This is a genomic window from candidate division TA06 bacterium, assembly GCA_016235665.1.
In the GTDB taxonomy this organism is placed as follows: domain Bacteria; phylum Edwardsbacteria; class AC1; order AC1; family EtOH8; genus UBA5202.
In genome coordinates, this window is sequence record JACRJI010000008.1 from 373,009 (window position 1) to 389,178 (window position 16,170).

Consider the following 16,170-nt stretch of genomic DNA (forward strand, 5'->3'; position numbering starts at 1 on the left):
TAACAGAACGCGGGTGTTTGGAATGAAAAAATTGATTTATATAACGTCAGCAATATTGCTGCTTATTATTACATATTTTCTATATAAAACGATTAAACCTGAAGAAAACTTTACACCGTATGTTTTCCAACCAGTTAAAAGGTTGACTTCGAATACAGGTACCTCAAATCAAAACTTGCCGTCAAATAATACTGATTCAGATAACATCATATTTATTAGTGGAGGGAACAACAACTGGATTGGTAGTTTGCACATTGGTAAGCTATATTTCAGAGCTTCGGCATACATACCATCCGATAAAATACCTTTAGATACAAACACTGCTGTTTTCTACCCCAATTTAATTGAACAATCACCCCTTTCAATTGGTGACACCGTGTGGACTTGTTTGCCTGAAGGATATTTTATCACCTCAATTGTTGATTCAATAATTTTCGTATTAAATGATGGTGACCCGGAAAGAAACTTTATTGAATATTCTGCGAAACCAGTAAACTTACCGGATAACTTTTCTAAAAAACAATATACCCCCGTTTTGATTTACAATACTCCACCAATAAAGAATATATACGCAATTCTATCTCAAGACTCTATTAGCAATAGTGATTCTTTATTATTTGAGAATATTTCTAATGATCTATACCCGCGAATGAGTAAAATATGGATTGATACATTTCGTGTAAACCTTGATGAAGAATCCAAGCAACATTACCCTGATACTTTCAAGTTTACCTTTAACAAAGAAATTAATTATTATAAAATAAAAAATAGTAGCACAAACACCCAATTGATATTAGCTGATATGGCCTGGTTTTTTACTGTTTCAGGTATAAGATCTTTTGGTATGTTAATGTTTGGCAAAAATACTAATGGTAAGTATACCTCTCTATGGCTAAACGAGTGGTATAGCAAACCAGAAATGATGGGACACAATATTGAATGTGAAGGCCTTTATTACGATAATGCTGGGCATTTGGTGATGTTACTAACTCATACTGGATGGGAGTGGAGTCGCCGAGAAGTACTATACTTTGACGAACAAACGAACTGTTTCACAATTGATGATTCTTACATCGGTCTATACTAATTATTTTATTTTCTATTTTTAATTTTTGATTTTTAGGGGAAAGACAATGTCCAATCGCCGTAACGAAATCATAGTAGGTGTGGTGGTCCTATCCGCCATCGCCCTACTGATAGCCGCCCTGCTCTGGTTCAACCGCATTGACGTGGGCCGGAATAATTACCTGGTGAAGATCGCCTTTGAGGACGCCGGCGGCATGCGCAACGGCGACCCGGTGACCGTCTCCGGCTTCAGCAAGGGAAAGGTCAAGGATATCGCCCTCAACAAGGCCAAGCCCGGCATCATCGCCACATTGATGCTGGACAGCGACGTAGAACTGAAGAAGGACGCCCAGTTCTGGCTGACCGACGCCAGCCTGATGGGTGACAAGCAGATCTCCATCTACCCCGGGACCTCGGACCAGCCCTACGACATCACCCAGATCCACGACGGCTTCCGCAACCCCGGCCTGATGGAGACCATGGTCAAGATGGGCTACCTGGCCAACGAAGCCGCCCAGCTGATAGGCAGGATGAAAAACGACCTGGCCACTCCGGAGAACATCAAAAACGTTTCTTCCACCTTAAAGAATTTGGACCAGGCCTCCCAGCAGCTTAGCCTGATGGCTTCCCAGAACCGCCAGGCCCTTACCCAGACGGTACAGGACGTAAACAAGCTGATCTCGCCCAACAAGGCCAAGCTGGACAGCACCATCCAGAGCCTGTCCCGGGCCAGCGCCAACCTGGATTCCATTTCGTATAAGATAAACTCCGGCCAGGGCACCGCCGGACAGCTGGTGAATAATAAAGAGTTATACGAGGACATGAAGAAGACCAACAAGCAGCTGCAGGATCTGATAGCGGATATCAAGGCCAATCCCAAGAAGTATTTGACGGTGGAGATATTCTAAATAACGATCCATAGCCCAGCCCTTAAGGGCTGGGCTATGGAAATATTATATCTAATGCAATGTAAGATGAAATTATCTATCATCACGGCCATACACGATCAACTGGCATACAACAAACTGTTCTATGAATCGCTCATAAAAAACACCTTCCACCCCTTTGAGCTGATCATCATAAACAACAATTCCACCGACGGCTCCGGCAAGTATTTTAAAGATCACAACGCCATAGTCATCGACAACCAGGAAAACGTGGCCTACTCCAAGGCGCAGAACATGGGCCTGGACGTATCCACCGGCCAGTATCTGGCCTTTCTGAACAACGACCTGTATCTGTCAAAACACTGGGATAAAAAACTGATCGATTACCTGGAACAATACGGTTTGGACATCATCTCCCCGGTGGGGATCGAGAACATGGAGACCGCCAGGGCCACCAAAGCCTATATGCGGAAATGGCGGCGGGTAAATCTGATCCAGCGTTTTAAAACGCATTTGGGATTGGCCTACACAAAGAATGACCTGCGGACCCTGATCCGGAATATGTACGGCGACTGGGACAAATTCACGGCCAGGCGGGCGCTTAAATTCAAACGTTTCATCTATCCCGGTATTGCCGGGAATGCCATCCTTACCAACCGGAGGTTCTTTGACATCATCGGTAGGTGGAATGAGCAGGTCAGCTCCGCCGACTACGACCTGCTGATCCGTTCCGGCAAGAGCCAGGTTGAGACCGGCCGGGTGCAGGCCTCGGCGGTGGCGGGCGACGTGTTCATCCATCACTTCATCAAGGCCACCACCAGGGTCAAAGACAAGCAGGTTGAAACCTGGAACAGATTGGCTGACGTGGCCGAGCATTACACGGCCCCCGACCTGTATTACCTGAGGCGTCCCCTGGTGTCGGTCATAATTGCCGCCAAAGGCCGGCCCGGTTATTTTGAAAAGACCCTGCTGAGCCTTAAGGGTCAATCAGAACAGGATTTTGAGATCATATATTTCAGCGACGGAGCAGAACCGGGATATCAAAGCTTGGCCGATCAATACCGCAGATCGTTCAAACACCCCATCCAAACCGTTCCCGGCATCCCCGGCAGCAATACCGGAGCTTTGGCCAACCAGGCGGCCAGAATGGCGCGCGGAGACTATCTGGTCTTTCTTAACGGGGACCGGATACTCCACCACCGTTTCATTGAGCGCCATCATGCCCGGCGCAAACCAGGCGTTTTTTTATGGAGCAGCCCCGTCGCCTTAACGGAAGAGGCGGCAAACAAATTAACCAATGAAGCCGTTATCTCCAGATCTTTGGAAAATGAGTGTTTCCGGCAGGGGCAATGCGATCCCTCCACGGTAAAATACGGTTCCTACAGCCCTTTTATAAACCGGTTGTTAAATTTAGCTCTTTCCTGCGGCGCCAATATCCTTGGAGCCGGCGATAAACCGCTTGCAAACGATCACGATTTTTCCCTGTTCAAAGGCGACTTCTACCGGGTCAATGGTTATGACCAGGGACTGGCCGGCCCCGGCCGGACATATTTCGACCTGCTCCGGCGGCTGCTAAAAGCCGGAATAAAGCCGCGGTCAGTCAATTACGAAGCCATACAATACAGCCTGAGCCGTTTGGATGAAAAAGCAACAAACACGGCAGTGGATCCCGGCGGTACTGAAGACCCCGGTTCCTATTTTACCCTTAACGGTCTGGCCAAGCTAAAAAGCCTCTCAGATCTATGACCCCCGAAAAAGTAAGGGTGGGTCTAAGACCCGCCCCGATAAAAAGAAACACGATAAATGAAAAACAAGCTCACCCCCAAAACCAATTTCGTCTGCCAGTCCTGCGGGTTCGAAAGCTCCAAATGGATCGGCAAGTGCCCGTCCTGCCAGGGCTGGAACACCTTTGTGGAAGAGCTCAAGCGGGCCGACCTCCGTCCTGCCAAGAACAAGGCTTTCCGGCAGCTGGCCCCTTCACTCCCCCAGACCCTGAGTCAGATCGAGCTGAAGGACGGCCAGCGCCTGCTCTCCGGCATCTCGGAATTCGACCGGGTCACCGGCGGCGGGCTGGTATCAGGCTCGTTGACCCTGATCGGCGGAGATCCCGGCATCGGCAAGTCCACCCTCACTTTACAACTGGTGGACAAGTTGGCCGCTTCCGGCCAAAAAGTGCTTTACGTCTCCGGCGAGGAATCTTTGGCCCAGATCAAACTGAGGGCCCAGCGTTTGCAGGTCAACTCGGACAATTTGTTATTGTTGTCCGAGACCGTTCTGGAGAACGTGCTGGAAACGGTCCGCAAGCTCTCCCCCGATATTTTGGTGATGGATTCCATCCAGACCATCTACCGGACCGACCTGGATTCGGCTCCCGGTTCGGTGGGGCAGGTCCGGGAATGCGGGGCCGAGCTGATGAGGCTGGCCAAAACGGATAACGTGGCCACCATTCTGATCGGCCATGTCACCAAAGAGGGCGTCATCGCCGGGCCCCGGACCCTGGAGCACATGGTGGACACCGTGCTTTATCTGGAGGGCGAACGGCACCACGCCTACCGGATCCTGCGTTCGGTCAAGAACCGTTTTGGTTCCACCAACGAGATCGGAGTCTTCGAGATGCAGGAAACAGGAATGGTGGAAGTTTCCAATCCCTCAAAAGTATTTCTGTCGGAGCGCACCCGGGAAATACCGGGATCAACCGTGGTCTGCTCGCTGGAGGGCACCCGCCCCCTGCTGGTGGAGATCCAGGCCCTGGTGTCTCCGGCCTCCTACGGCAATCCCCAGCGGGTTCCCACCGGATTCAATCATAGAAGACTGTCCATGCTTCTGGCGGTGCTGGAGCGCCGGGCCGGGTTGAATCTGGGAATGCACGATGTCTTTGCCAACATCGCCGGGGGCTTAAAACTGGAGGAGCCGGCCGTGGATCTGGGTATCGCCGCCGCCGTGGCCTCGGCCTTCAAGAACAAGAACGCCGACCCCGATACCGCGGTGGTCGGCGAGATAGGACTGGGCGGAGAGATCCGGAGCGTCAGCCAGCTGGGCAAAAGGATCAATGAAGCCCAGAAACTTGGTTTCAAAAGGATGATCATCCCGGCCCATAACCAGCGGGCCGCCGGAAATTCCAGGATCCAGCTGATCGAGGTCCGCTTTCTTTCCGAAGCCCTGCAGGCGCTGATAGCATAAACGCTGGCCTGACACTTATACAAATATTTCGTCCATGTTCTTAGCAAATAATTATTGACGTTGATTTTAGTTTTCCTCTGTGCCGCAATATCTCTGTGGCATAACAGAATGTTATTTAATGAGAGGACTGAATGAAGATCAGAAAACTTACCATCAAAGACTATCCCGAGCTGATCCGTCTTTGGGACCGGGCCAAACTGCCCGCCAAGCCCAAAGGCCGCGACAGCCGGGCCCATATCGCCAAAGAGATGGCCTGCAACCCCGATTTTTTCATAGGAGCCTTTGAGCAGGACATGATGACCGGCGCCATCATCGCTTCCCATGACGGCCGCAAGGGCTGGCTGAACCGGATCGCGGTGGATCCCGACTACCGCCGCCATGGCCTGGCCCAAAAACTGACCATGGCCGGAGAAAAGGCATTGAGAAAACGCGGCATCAAGATATTCGGACTGCTGATCCACGAGTACAACACCGCTTCGCTGAAGCTGGCCCAGAAGATGGGATATAAGGTCCACAATGACATCTTGTATCTTACCAAAAGAAACGGAGATCACATCTAAATGCCTTATGTATCTGCCATCATCGTGGCCGCCGGCAGCGGAGTAAGGCTGGGGGCTGGGGTTCCCAAGGCTTTTGTCAGGTTGAACGGACAACCGATGGTGGAATATTCCCTGCAGGCCTTTCAGGAATGCCAAAGCGTTGCGGAGATCATTCTGGTGAAACCGGCCTTCTATCAGATCAACGGTTTGAGGTATTTCGGCAAATACTCCAAACTTTCGGCCATCGTATCCGGCGGCAAAGAACGGCTGGACTCGGTCCGGTCCGGTTTGAACATGGTTGCCCCGGGGTTAAGGGTCATTTTGATCCACGACGCCGCCCGGCCCCTTATCCGGGCGGAGCAGATAACAGCCGTGGCCAGGGCCGCCGAAAAGCACGGGGCCGCTATCCTGGCCGCCCCGGTCACCGACACCATCAAGAAAACCAGCGGCGGCAGGATCACCGGTACGGTGGACCGCTCCCAATTATGGCGGGCTCAGACCCCCCAGGGGTTTAAAATGCCGGTTCTGCAAAGATCCCATTTTAACCGGAAAAATATCCCCGCCACCGACGACAGTCAGTTGGTGGAAATGATCAAGGTAAAGGTCCGCATCGTCCCCGGAAACGATGGAAATATCAAAGTAACAACACCTTTAGACCTGGAGATCGCGTCATGGCTGTTAAAAAAGAAAAAATGAGAATAGGACTTGGTTACGACATCCACCGCCTGGTCAAAGGCCGCAAGCTGACCTTGGGCGGGGTAACCATCCCTTATCCCAAGGGGCTTTTGGGGCACTCCGACGCCGATTTGCTGTGCCATGCCATTGCCGACAGCCTGCTGGGAGCAGCGGCCCTGGGCGACATCGGACAGCATTTCCCCAACACCGACAAGCGCTACAAGGATATCTCCAGCCTGATATTATTAAAGTATGTTTTAATACTGACCCGAAAGGCAGGTTATACCATCAATAACATTGACTGCATGATCGCGGCCGAAGCGCCCAGGCTGGCTCCCCACATCACGGCCATGCGGAGAAACCTTGCCTCCGCCCTGAAGCTAAGGTCATCGCAGGTCTCGGTAAAAGCCACTACCAACGAAGGACTGGACGACATCGGGAAAGGCCGGGGCATCTGGGCCCAGGCGGTCTGCCTGCTGGAGACGATCAAATGAGCATGGAGCAACTGGCCAATACTCTGGCCTCCCAGGGCGGCTGGTGGGCCTATCTGACCATTTTTACTGCCACCTTTCTGGAAGGCGTTTTTCCTCCCGCCCCCAGCGATGTGGTGGTCATCTTTTGCGCCATACTGGTGGGCCAGAATCAGCTTCACTGGTTTCCCGGATTCCTGTCGGCTTTTCTGGGGGGATCGCTGGGCGCCCTTTTGGTTTATTGGATCGGAATTAAAAAAGGCCGGGACTATTTTCTATCCAAGCCCCGCCCCTTTCTTTCGCCCTCCAGGCTTATCCTGATGGAAGGTCATTTTGCCAGATACGGAAACCTGATCCTGGCTCTGAACCGGGCCGTGGTAGGCGGCCGCTCCTTCGGGTTTTTGATTGCTGGATTGACCGGCTACAGTTTTAAAAAGGTATTGCTTTACGGCCTGCCCGGGATCGCCCTGTGGTATGGGCTGCTGTTCTGCCTGGGTATTTTCTTCGGCGCCCAGGCCAAGCAATTCGTCAACGTCATAATCATAGTGGTGATGTCCCTGCTGGCCTTGAGCCTGGTCTCGGCCCTGGTCACCAAAAAACTGATAAAATAGAACTCTGCTGACGGCAGCATTGTAAAATAAAAAGCCCTCCCGCCATTGCGGGAGGGCTTTTTATTTTGGAGAAATTATCTCACGGTGTCCTTTAGTTCTTTGCCGGCCTTGAAAGCCGGGACCTTCTTGGCAGCGATCTTGATCTCTTTGCCGGTCTGGGGATTGCGTCCGATCCTGGCCTTTCTTTTCTTGACCGAGAAAGTTCCGAATCCCACCAAAGTAACCGTGTCGCCTTTCTTCAAAGCTTTGGCGATGGCATCAAACACGCCGCTGACGGCTTTGGCTGCCTCGACCTTGGTGCAAGTTTCTTTTGCGACAATCTCGATTAACTCCGATTTATTCATTACTGATATCCCTCCTTTCGCTTTATAAAATTAGAACTGTTGTTTTCGTTAACGCTATTAGTATAGCATTTACGCCATTTGCCGTCAAGACTTTTTTTGAAATATTTTAAATATTTTAAAACAACGACACTGGATCAATCTCTACGCTGATTCTGACGCCGGGGGGCAACGGGAGATCCAGGCACCTTATCGCAGACTGCAGGGCCGAGGGCCGGGGAGCTTTAATCAGAAGCTGCCAGCGGTACCTTCCCTTAAGGCGGAACACCGGGGAAGGGGCCGGTCCCAGCAATTCGGCCTCGCCTTTGAAGCCCTGCGCCTGCTTACCCATCTCACCGGCAAAGCTCATCCCCTGCTGTTCCTGGCCGGCCGAGACCGTTATCAAGGCCAGATGGGAGAACGGTGGATAGCAGTGTTCCATACGGTCCTTGGTCTCCTGTTTCCAAAATCCGAGATAGTCGTGATCTTTGGCCCAGACCATCACCGGATTATCGGGAAGCCTGGTCTGAACCATCACCAGCCCTGACTGTTCGCCCCGGCCGGCCCGGCCGGCCATCTGGGAGACCAGTTGAAAGGCCCTTTCCTGCGACCTGAAATCGGGCAGGCCCAATATGTCGTCCACGTTGATAATGCCCACCAGCGAGACCCCTGGAAAATCATGCCCCTTGGCTATCATCTGGGTTCCCAGCAGGATCATGGCTTCCTTATTGTAGAAGCTCTGCAGCAAACGTTGATGCGCCCCTCTGCGCACTGTGGTATCGGCGTCCATCCGCAGCACTCCGGCTTTGGGAAACTTTTTCTCAAGCTCCTCTTCCAGCCCCTGAACCCCTTTGGCGTTGAAAACAAAATCACCAGAATGGCAGGCCGGACATGCATCCACTGGTCTACGGGTATATCCGCAGTAATGACAGAGCATCTTGGGACCCTTAAGATGATAGGTCAGGCTGATGCTGCAATTGGGACAATTGACGATCTGCCCGCAGCGGCGGCACTGGACATAAGGAGCAAAACCCCTCCGGTTTAAAAGCAGCATCACCTGATTTTTATTATTTAAAGTCTCCCCGATGGCCTGTTCCAATTGAGCCGAAATAAGGCCCGACCCCGATAGCTGGGATTTCAGGTCTACCAAGACAACTTGCGGCAGTTTTGACTTTCCCGCCCTCTTTTCCCAACTGAACAGTCTGAATTTTCCGGCTACTGCTTTGTGATAGCTTTCCACCGAGGGGGTGGCCGAGCCCAGTATTACCGTGGCCTCTTCGGCCTTGGCCCTTACAATGGCCAGGTCCCTGGCGTGATAATACGGCCGGGCGTCCGATTGTTTGTACGAAGGATCGTGCTCCTCGTCCACCACTATCAGGCCCAGGTATTTTAGCGGGGCAAAGACCGCCGAACGTGTTCCCACCACCACCCGCACTTTTCCCTGCCTTACCATTTCCCAAGTATCCAGCCTTTCGCCCTGGCTCATCCCGCTGTGCCACAGAGCCACCTGCCCCAGCTTGGACTGGGCCCGGGATATCATCTGCGATGTCAGCCCTATCTCCGGAACCAGTATCAGCACCGAAAGTCCCGATTTGATTGCCTGCCGGGCAGCCTGAAGGTAGAGTTCTGTCTTGCCGCTACCGGTAACGCCGTGAATCAGGTTCACCCTGAATTTTCTTTGTTCCAGATCCCGGCTGATCAGTTCCAGAGCCTGGGATTGTTCACCGGTCAGGACTGGTTCGGCTTTGGTTGTTTCAGCATAGTCAGTCAGGGGCAACCTGAACGACTGGCGGCTCTCCCAGCGGGCCAAACCTTTTTTTACCAATGCTGCGGCTGCGGTCTGGCCGTTTAAAATCCCGGCCGGGTGTATTTCCTTTTCCCGGCTTAACTTTTCCAGCAGCGCTCTTTGTTTGAGAGCCCGGGCCGGGAGTTCTGCCAGAGCGTTGAAAACCAGCCATCTTTGTTTTTTGGCCATAACTGTTTTTTGCCAGGCCAGCCTTTTTTCCAGAGTTCCTTTGGCCGCCAGCCGGTTGATCACCTGTTTGATCCCGAAACCAAAACGCTGAAGGAGATAATATTCAGCAGTCTCTCCCCGTTCCTTTAGCAGATTCAACAGGCCCAAGTCTTCCAACTCTTCATCACCGCTCACTGCCTTTTCCCTAAGGGAGATCAGCGCCTTTTGCCTGGCAGCCAGCCCCGGAGGCAGGGCGGCCCGGATGGCCTCGCCCCAGGCGCAGCCGTAATAAGAAGCGGCCCAGCCGGTAAGTTCCAGCAGGCCTGGAGTTAATACTGGCTCCTGATCAGGGATTTCCAATATAAGTTTGGCTTTGTGATTGGTGTTTCCGGACAGAGCTACCACATAGCCCATCATCTCCCGGCTGCCCAAAGGAACCCGCACCCGCATCCCCGGGCAAATGCTGTCAGACATTTTCTCCGGGACCTCATAAGTAAAGGGACGGCTTCCAGGCAGCGGCAGAGCCACTTCGGCGTATTTTAAATTGGCACTTGACAAAACGATGATTTTATTTTATGCTTGGTAGTGATGAATGACATATTGAAATATTATTTGGCCCTGCTGTTGTTGTTGCCGGTTTGGGCCCGAGCCGATTTCGGAGACAACCCCGGCGAATATTCCTTCCCCACCGGGGTGGCGCTGGACGGACAGGGCCACATCTATGTAACGGAGCTGGGCAATGACCGGATCCAAAAATTCAGCCCCGAGCTTGAGCCTCTGCAAAGCTGGGGCCGTTTTGGACAGGACTCGGCTGATTTTGACGACCCGGTCTCGCTGACCATTGCCCCCGACGGCAACATCTACACGGTGGACAGCGGCAACCGCCGGATACTGGTATCCGGCCAGGAAGGCGGCCTATTGTACCAGCTGCCCCTCCCAGATTCATCCCGCTGTTACGGGATCGTCATCGCCGCCAACGGCAATATCTATCTCAGCGACCAAGCGCAGGACATGATCTACATCTTGAGCCCCGAAGGACTGCTGCTGGAAACGATCGGACAGCCAGGCAGCCAGCCCGGTCAGCTGCGCAAACCCCGGGGCCTGGTCTTTGACGGTGAAGGCCGTCTTTATGTGGTTGACACCGGCAATAACCGGATTTGCGTCTTCTCTCCCCAGGGAGAATATCTTTCCAGCTGGGGGACCTACGGCGAAAATGAAGGAGAATTTGATTCGCCCTCCGGCATCGCCCTTAGTGCCAGCGGGCAGATCTTCGTCACCGATTCGGGCAATGACCGTTTTCAGGAATTTTCGCTGGAAGGCGTTTTTCAAAGCACCGGCGGAGGCAGCGGCAGCGAACCCAATCAGTTCTATAATCCCCAGGGAATTACTTTAGACGATAGCGGGAACCTGTACATCGTAGATTGCGACAATCACCGGATACAGTTATTCAACACCCAGTAAACAATCACCAATTCTCAAAAGCCTGCCTGATTATTTCCTCGGCCAGCTTATCCGAGGCCTTCCCGATCCCCACTCTTTCCTCTTCCTGATCCGGAAGGTAAGTGCTCCAGGCGCTTAAGGCAAGGTTCTCCCAGAGGACCTTGCCTTGGTCATTTTTAACGGTCACCGCCGCCGTAATGGTGATCTTGTATTCCGAGACCACTTCCTGGGCGCTGTATTTAAGGGGATCCCTGCTGTAGCTTTTGATTTCTATGTCCATCACCCCTTCGGACTTCTCGGGCTCCGCCAACTTCACCGATCCGTCCCTGGTAATGGCGGTCATCACCGACTTGGTTATCAGGTCCGGCAGCCGGTAATCTCCGGTGGCATTGGCGGCCACCGGCACCCCCATTGTTTTGAAGGGCAGCCGGCCGCTGTGAAAAGAGTAACAACCGGACAAGCCAAGCAACAAAAGCCATCCCGGCCAAAACATCAGGCCGCGGGGTGGCGTTTTTTTATTTCCGACTTTCATCTATTTCCTTTGCAAAAAAGCCAAAGTTTCTATATGATAGGTCTGAGGAAACATATCGGCCAGACATATCCCGGTTAACAGATAATCCGATTTGATGATCTCCTTCAGATCACGGGCCAAAGTGGCCGGATCGCAGGAAAGATAAGCTATCTTTTGGGGCTTGAGCCTGGTCAGTTCCCGGATCACTTCCGGCCGCAGACCGCTGCGGGGCGGATCGCAGACCACTGCGTCGGCCTGCTGAACTTTTCCCAAAAGCACTTCGGCCGGGCCGGCCATGAACTCGGCATTGGTGATCCCGTTCATTCTGGCGCTGTCCCTGGCGTCATCCACCGCCTGGGTCGAAGACTCTATTCCCAGCACCTTGCCAGCCGCTGCAGCCAGCTGCAGGGAGATGGCTCCGGCCCCGCAATAAAGATCAACCGCCTGCTGCCGGCCGGTCAACTGCAGTTCATCTTTTATCCGGCGGTACAGCACTCCGGCCGTAAGCTGGTTCACCTGCCAGAAAGATCCGGCCGAGAGCTTGTACCTGATCCCGTCCAGTTCTTCTTCCATCTGGTTTTCTCCGGACAACAGTTTCCATTTTTTTCCCAGGATGGTGTTGCCAGGCTCGGCATTCAGATTCAACCATACCGAAACAACTCCGGAAATGGCGGACAACGATTCTATCACTTCCGGATATATTTTGTCCTTGGTACAGACCAGGGTCAATGATATTTTATCCTGATACTGGCCGTAACGAAGGACCAAGTGCCTCAATATCCCATTGTTGGTCAGTTCATCATATCCCGGCACCTTTGCGGTCAACAGGATCTCCCGGGCTTGCTGGAAAACCCGGTTTAAACCGGGCTGGATGATGGGGCATTCGTCGATCGGAACCACCTGGTGGCTGCCCTGCCGGTAATAGCCGATGACTAGTTTGCCTTTGGACTGGGAAACCGGGTACTGGGCCTTGTTGCGGTAATGCCAGGGGGAGCCTTCTGACAGGACCTCGATCCCGGCATCCTTGATGCCGCCGATCCTGGCCAAGGTCTGTTCCAGGATTGTTTTTTTGTGCTCCAGCTGGCGGGGATGATCCATCATCTGCCACTGGCAGCTGCCACAGTCCCCGAAATAGAGGCAGGCTGGCTTGATCCGCTGGGGACTATGGTTGACGATGGATACTATCGCGGCCCGGCAGTATTTCTGGTGGGCGTCAAATACCCGGACCCGCACCTGGTCGCCGGGCAGCCCGTAGGGCACGAATACCGTTTGTCCCAGATGCCGCCCTACCGCATCCCCGCCGCAAGCCATGCTGTCCAGCCCCAGTTCAATGATATCCCCCTTTTTTAGCATGCTTTTTCCTCATCCAGCCGGGCCAGCAGCACCAGTGCATCTTCATCCTGATAATACTTTTTGCGGACGGCTATTTCTTTGAAATTGAATTTATGATAGAGGCTGATGGCGGTGACGTTGGAGGCCCAGACCTCCAGCGAAGCGGTCCGGCAGCCCTTGCTTTTAACCAGTTTGAGCATGCGGTCCAGTATCAGGCTTCCGTACCCCCGCCCCTTAAGGTCCGGCCGGACCGCCAGGTTGCCCAGATGAAACTCGTCCAGCACGATCCAGCCCAGGCCGTAGCCGATCACCTGAGAATTCATGGTCAGGACAACCGGGTACTTTCCGGGGTCATCCTCCAGTTCCTGCCGGAACATCGCTTCGCTCCAGGGATCGGAAAAGCTGGCCTGCTCTATGGCCAATACTTCGGGCAGATGGCCTTCCGTCATTCTCTCTAATTCTACCCTGATCTCAGGCATGCCGCTTGACCACAGCATCAGAGGGACGGATGTAAAACGCATCCAGCTCTTCGGCCGGTACAAATTTGTTTTGATTCATTTCTTTTAAAGCCAGCCTGACCAGGCCGCTGATCTCAGGGCCGTTGACATATGCTTCATCCAGCATCAGTTCCGGGTATGATAGTGATATCATCTCCCGGTAGGCATAAGCTCCGCTGCCGAATACTTTTGTCCGGGGAGACAATTGGGAAAGCCAGGCTTGGGGTTCTATCACCTGGTATGCTGAGACCGGCTCGCTGGCCCCGTTTTCAGACCGGTATAAGGCCGTGTAGACCTGGCCCTTTTTGGCGTCCAGCAGCGGAGACAATTCACCGGAAAAACCCTCCGGCAGGCAGGCCATGGCATCCAGCGTGTTGAGAGGCAAAAGCCGGATGCCGGAACCCATGGCCAGACCCTGGGCAAAGGAGATCCCCACTCGCAGGCCGGTAAAGGATCCAGGTCCCACAGTGACCGCCAGCCAGTCCGTTTCAGATAGCTTCACCTTTGCCTTGGCCAGGATGTTGCCCAGTTCAAAAGAAAGCCTCTCGGCCTGCTGACTGCCAGCATCCTGTGATATCGAAGCCAAAATATCATCCTCCCGGCAAACGGCCATGTTCAGCCAGGGGCCGCTGGTGTCAATTATTAAACCTGTCATTCCAGTTATTTCCTGATATTTTGATCTCAATTTTCCGGGTCTGCTGGTCCAGCCTGGTCAAATGAATATCCAGCCGGTTTTCCGGCAGGATATCACGGATCCGCTCCGGCCATTCCAGGATGGATATTCCCCGGCCGTAAAGATATTCCGTGATGCCGATCTCCTCGGCTTGGGCTGAGTATTCCAGCCGGTACAGGTCCAGGTGATAGATATCGCAGATCCCCTGGTACTCGTGGATCAGACCGTAACTGGGGCTGACCGCGATCTCCTTTGACTGCAGGCCCCGGCAGATGCCCTGGGTCAGGGTGGTCTTGCCGCTGCCCAGATCGCCCCACAGGCAGACCACATCTCCGGGCAATAAATGGACGGCCAAGTTTTGACCAAAGGTTTGGGTCTGTTCGGCGGAGTTGGTGGTAATATTAAAAGGATGTTTCCCGGAAGTCATATATGCTCTGAATTTATTGCTGGCTTCATTTCGGGGTCAGCCGGCACACCGGCAGGATCATCTCTTCCATCGAAATCCCGCCGTGCTGGAATGTCCCCTCATACCGCTTGCGGTATTCTTCGTATTTGGTAGGATAGACCAGATAATAATCCTCCTTGGCCACCAGATACTGCAGGCCGGTAAAATCCTCGGGCAGCATGTATTCCAGCGGCTTCTTGATCCACAACACCTGGCGGGGATCGCATGAGATGTTGGTGCCCGACTTGTAGCGAAGATTGGCGCTGGTGTCCCGGCCGGCCTGAATGATGGTGGCCCGCCTGCCCTGCAGCGATCCGTGATCGGTGGTCACTATCACCTGCCTTTTTTGTTTGGCTGCCTGCTGCAGGATATTCAGCACGTCGGAATTGGCGAACCAGGTGCGGGTCAGGGAACGGAAGGCCTTTTCGTCCGGGGCGATCTCCTGCAGTACCAGTGATTCGGCCCGGGAGTGAACCAGAATATCCATGAAATTTACCACCACTGCCGCCAACGAAACATTCTGCCAGGAGCCGAACACCTTTTTCAACTCCCGTCCTTCGTCAATATTGTATATTTTTGAATAGCGGAAATCCGCCGGGTGGGGAACCTTCAGTCTTTGCAGCTGCAGTTCCAAAAGCTGATGCTCATGCCGGTTCAGGCTGGCTTCGCCGGCGTGCCCGCCTTTTTCCCAGAACTGGGGATAATTCCGGGCCAGCTGTGACGGGTACAACCCGCTGAAAATGGCGTTGCGGGAATACGGCGTGGCGGTGGGCAGGATGGAATAATAATGCTCCCGCTTGATATCGAACCACTCCTTTAAATAGGGTTCCAGCAGCAGCCACTGATCAAGCCTCATGCAGTCCAATACCAGTAATAGACATTTCTGGTTACTCTTCAAAGACGAAAGCAGATACCGCTCCACCAGGTCGGGGGATAGGATCGGACGGGAAGCACCGTGCATCCAATGAATGTAATTTTCTTCGATGAACCGGCCGAACTCCAGATTGGCCTCCTTCGTGATGTCTTCGTGACTCTGGTGCAGTCCCTGGTCGGGCAGTTCGGACAACCGCAGATCCCATTCGGTTAGCATCTGATAATGCTGGCACCAGCCCTGCCAGTCCAGCGAAGGATAATCGAAATTTCGCAGGCCATTCAACTGGGAAAGATATTCTTTGCTGGCCTGCCCTTCCACCAAATGCCGTGATTCCAACACTCTCCGGCAGGAAGCCAGCACCTGGGCCGGATTCAGGGGCTTCAGCAAAAAGTCATCGATCTTCTGGCCCAGGGCCTGTTCCACCAGTTCTTCCTTTTCGTTCTTGGTAGCCATGATGGCCGGAAGCTCCGGCCACAGGTGGCGCAGAGCGTTTAAGGTGGCCAGTCCGTCCATTCCCGGCATCATCTCGTCCAGCAGCACCAGGTCAATATCATTTTCCTTGACCCGGACCAGCGCTTCCTCCCCCGAAGCTGCCGGGATCACAATAAAGCCCTTGTTCTGCAACAGCAGGATCTGGGATTTCAACAGCTCAATTTCATCGTCCACCCAAAGTATTTTATACGGTCGTTCCATCACC

The 16,170-nt window shown here is 53.2% G+C and carries 17 protein-coding genes; 9 read left to right on the plus strand and 8 right to left on the minus strand.

The window, feature by feature from the left end; genetic code table 11:
• Positions 1-22: 22 nt before the first annotated feature.
• The 8 genes from HZA73_04340 to HZA73_04375 all read left to right on the plus strand — a co-directional run bounded on the left by HZA73_04340 (position 23) and on the right by HZA73_04375 (position 7,427).
• Complete coding sequence (locus HZA73_04340) at positions 23-1,087, plus strand: hypothetical protein (protein ID MBI5805256.1); 1,065 nt, start codon at positions 23-25, stop codon at positions 1,085-1,087.
• Between the two features lie 46 nt (positions 1,088-1,133).
• Positions 1,134-1,973 (plus strand): MCE family protein, encoded by an 840-nt coding sequence (locus HZA73_04345; protein ID MBI5805257.1) that lies wholly within the window; start codon positions 1,134-1,136, stop codon positions 1,971-1,973.
• A 66-nt stretch (positions 1,974-2,039) separates the two neighbouring features.
• Positions 2,040-3,698, plus strand: a complete 1,659-nt coding sequence (locus HZA73_04350; GenBank protein ID MBI5805258.1) for a glycosyltransferase — start codon at positions 2,040-2,042, stop codon at positions 3,696-3,698.
• A 57-nt stretch (positions 3,699-3,755) separates the two neighbouring features.
• Positions 3,756-5,132, plus strand: a complete 1,377-nt coding sequence (gene radA, locus HZA73_04355) for a DNA repair protein RadA (protein MBI5805259.1) — start codon at positions 3,756-3,758, stop codon at positions 5,130-5,132.
• Positions 5,133-5,263: 131 nt separating this feature from the next.
• Positions 5,264-5,692, plus strand: a complete 429-nt coding sequence (locus HZA73_04360; GenBank protein MBI5805260.1) for a GNAT family N-acetyltransferase — start codon at positions 5,264-5,266, stop codon at positions 5,690-5,692.
• Positions 5,693-6,367, plus strand: coding sequence for a 2-C-methyl-D-erythritol 4-phosphate cytidylyltransferase (ispD, locus tag HZA73_04365; GenBank protein MBI5805261.1), 675 nt, complete (start codon positions 5,693-5,695; stop codon positions 6,365-6,367).
• Positions 6,364-6,840: a 2-C-methyl-D-erythritol 2,4-cyclodiphosphate synthase gene (locus HZA73_04370; protein MBI5805262.1), complete on the plus strand. Its 477-nt coding sequence runs from the start codon at positions 6,364-6,366 to the stop codon at positions 6,838-6,840. Before ispD ends, HZA73_04370 begins: the two co-directional genes overlap by 4 nt.
• Entirely contained in the window at positions 6,837-7,427 is a 591-nt protein-coding gene (locus tag HZA73_04375; GenBank protein ID MBI5805263.1) for a DedA family protein, read from the plus strand. The genes HZA73_04370 and HZA73_04375 overlap by 4 nt, the downstream gene beginning before the upstream one ends.
• A 74-nt stretch (positions 7,428-7,501) precedes the next feature.
• Here the strand turns inward: HZA73_04375 and HZA73_04380 are convergent, their stop codons facing one another.
• Entirely contained in the window at positions 7,502-7,771 is a 270-nt protein-coding gene (locus HZA73_04380) for an HU family DNA-binding protein (GenBank protein ID MBI5805264.1), read from the minus strand.
• A 115-nt stretch (positions 7,772-7,886) separates the two neighbouring features.
• Positions 7,887-10,259, minus strand: a complete 2,373-nt coding sequence (priA, locus tag HZA73_04385; GenBank protein ID MBI5805265.1) for a primosomal protein N' — start codon at positions 10,257-10,259, stop codon at positions 7,887-7,889.
• Positions 10,260-10,289: 30 nt separating this feature from the next.
• Here priA and HZA73_04390 point away from each other — a divergent pair, with 30 nt between their 5' ends.
• Positions 10,290-11,162, plus strand: coding sequence for an NHL repeat-containing protein (locus tag HZA73_04390; GenBank protein MBI5805266.1), 873 nt, complete (start codon positions 10,290-10,292; stop codon positions 11,160-11,162).
• Positions 11,163-11,166: 4 nt separating this feature from the next.
• On the opposite strand, the gene HZA73_04395 is transcribed toward HZA73_04390, so the two are convergent.
• The 6 genes from HZA73_04395 to HZA73_04420 are packed head-to-tail and all read right to left on the minus strand — an operon-like array spanning position 11,167 to position 16,166.
• A complete protein-coding gene (locus HZA73_04395) occupies positions 11,167-11,673 on the minus strand; it encodes an LptE family protein (GenBank protein ID MBI5805267.1) in 507 nt (168 codons plus the stop codon).
• Positions 11,674-13,005 carry a 23S rRNA (uracil(1939)-C(5))-methyltransferase RlmD gene (gene rlmD, locus HZA73_04400; GenBank protein MBI5805268.1) on the minus strand — a complete coding sequence of 444 codons (1,332 nt, stop codon included), beginning with the start codon at positions 13,003-13,005 and terminating at the stop codon, positions 11,674-11,676.
• Positions 12,999-13,433, minus strand: coding sequence for a ribosomal protein S18-alanine N-acetyltransferase (gene rimI, locus HZA73_04405; GenBank protein ID MBI5805269.1), 435 nt, complete (start codon positions 13,431-13,433; stop codon positions 12,999-13,001). Before rimI ends, rlmD begins: the two co-directional genes overlap by 7 nt.
• A 22-nt stretch (positions 13,434-13,455) precedes the next feature.
• Positions 13,456-14,136: a tRNA (adenosine(37)-N6)-threonylcarbamoyltransferase complex dimerization subunit type 1 TsaB gene (gene tsaB, locus HZA73_04410; GenBank protein MBI5805270.1), complete on the minus strand. Its 681-nt coding sequence runs from the start codon at positions 14,134-14,136 to the stop codon at positions 13,456-13,458.
• Positions 14,117-14,581 (minus strand): tRNA (adenosine(37)-N6)-threonylcarbamoyltransferase complex ATPase subunit type 1 TsaE, encoded by a 465-nt coding sequence (tsaE, locus tag HZA73_04415; GenBank protein MBI5805271.1) that lies wholly within the window; start codon positions 14,579-14,581, stop codon positions 14,117-14,119. Before tsaE ends, tsaB begins: the two co-directional genes overlap by 20 nt.
• Before the next feature lie 25 nt (positions 14,582-14,606).
• Entirely contained in the window at positions 14,607-16,166 is a 1,560-nt protein-coding gene (locus HZA73_04420) for a response regulator (GenBank protein MBI5805272.1), read from the minus strand.
• Positions 16,167-16,170: the final 4 nt, after the last annotated feature.

Bases quoted from the DNA above. Each gene is read 5' to 3' on its own strand.
- rimI (MBI5805269.1), bottom strand. From the start codon at position 13,433: ATGACGGAAGGCCATCTGCCCGAAGTATTGGCCATAGAGCAGGCCAGC.
- HZA73_04375 (MBI5805263.1), top strand. From the start codon at position 6,837: ATGAGCATGGAGCAACTGGCCAATACTCTGGCCTCCCAGGGCGGCTGG.
- HZA73_04370 (MBI5805262.1), top strand. From the start codon at position 6,364: ATGAGAATAGGACTTGGTTACGACATCCACCGCCTGGTCAAAGGCCGC.
- HZA73_04345 (MBI5805257.1), top strand. From the start codon at position 1,134: ATGTCCAATCGCCGTAACGAAATCATAGTAGGTGTGGTGGTCCTATCC.
- HZA73_04360 (MBI5805260.1), top strand. From the start codon at position 5,264: ATGAAGATCAGAAAACTTACCATCAAAGACTATCCCGAGCTGATCCGT.
- HZA73_04350 (MBI5805258.1), top strand. From the start codon at position 2,040: ATGAAATTATCTATCATCACGGCCATACACGATCAACTGGCATACAAC.
- HZA73_04340 (MBI5805256.1), top strand. From the start codon at position 23: ATGAAAAAATTGATTTATATAACGTCAGCAATATTGCTGCTTATTATT.
- ispD (MBI5805261.1), top strand. From the start codon at position 5,693: ATGCCTTATGTATCTGCCATCATCGTGGCCGCCGGCAGCGGAGTAAGG.
- tsaB (MBI5805270.1), bottom strand. From the start codon at position 14,136: ATGACAGGTTTAATAATTGACACCAGCGGCCCCTGGCTGAACATGGCC.
- HZA73_04395 (MBI5805267.1), bottom strand. From the start codon at position 11,673: ATGAAAGTCGGAAATAAAAAAACGCCACCCCGCGGCCTGATGTTTTGG.
- HZA73_04390 (MBI5805266.1), top strand. From the start codon at position 10,290: ATGAATGACATATTGAAATATTATTTGGCCCTGCTGTTGTTGTTGCCG.
- radA (MBI5805259.1), top strand. From the start codon at position 3,756: ATGAAAAACAAGCTCACCCCCAAAACCAATTTCGTCTGCCAGTCCTGC.
- HZA73_04420 (MBI5805272.1), bottom strand. From the start codon at position 16,166: ATGGAACGACCGTATAAAATACTTTGGGTGGACGATGAAATTGAGCTG.
- HZA73_04380 (MBI5805264.1), bottom strand. From the start codon at position 7,771: ATGAATAAATCGGAGTTAATCGAGATTGTCGCAAAAGAAACTTGCACC.
- tsaE (MBI5805271.1), bottom strand. From the start codon at position 14,581: ATGACTTCCGGGAAACATCCTTTTAATATTACCACCAACTCCGCCGAA.
- rlmD (MBI5805268.1), bottom strand. From the start codon at position 13,005: ATGCTAAAAAAGGGGGATATCATTGAACTGGGGCTGGACAGCATGGCT.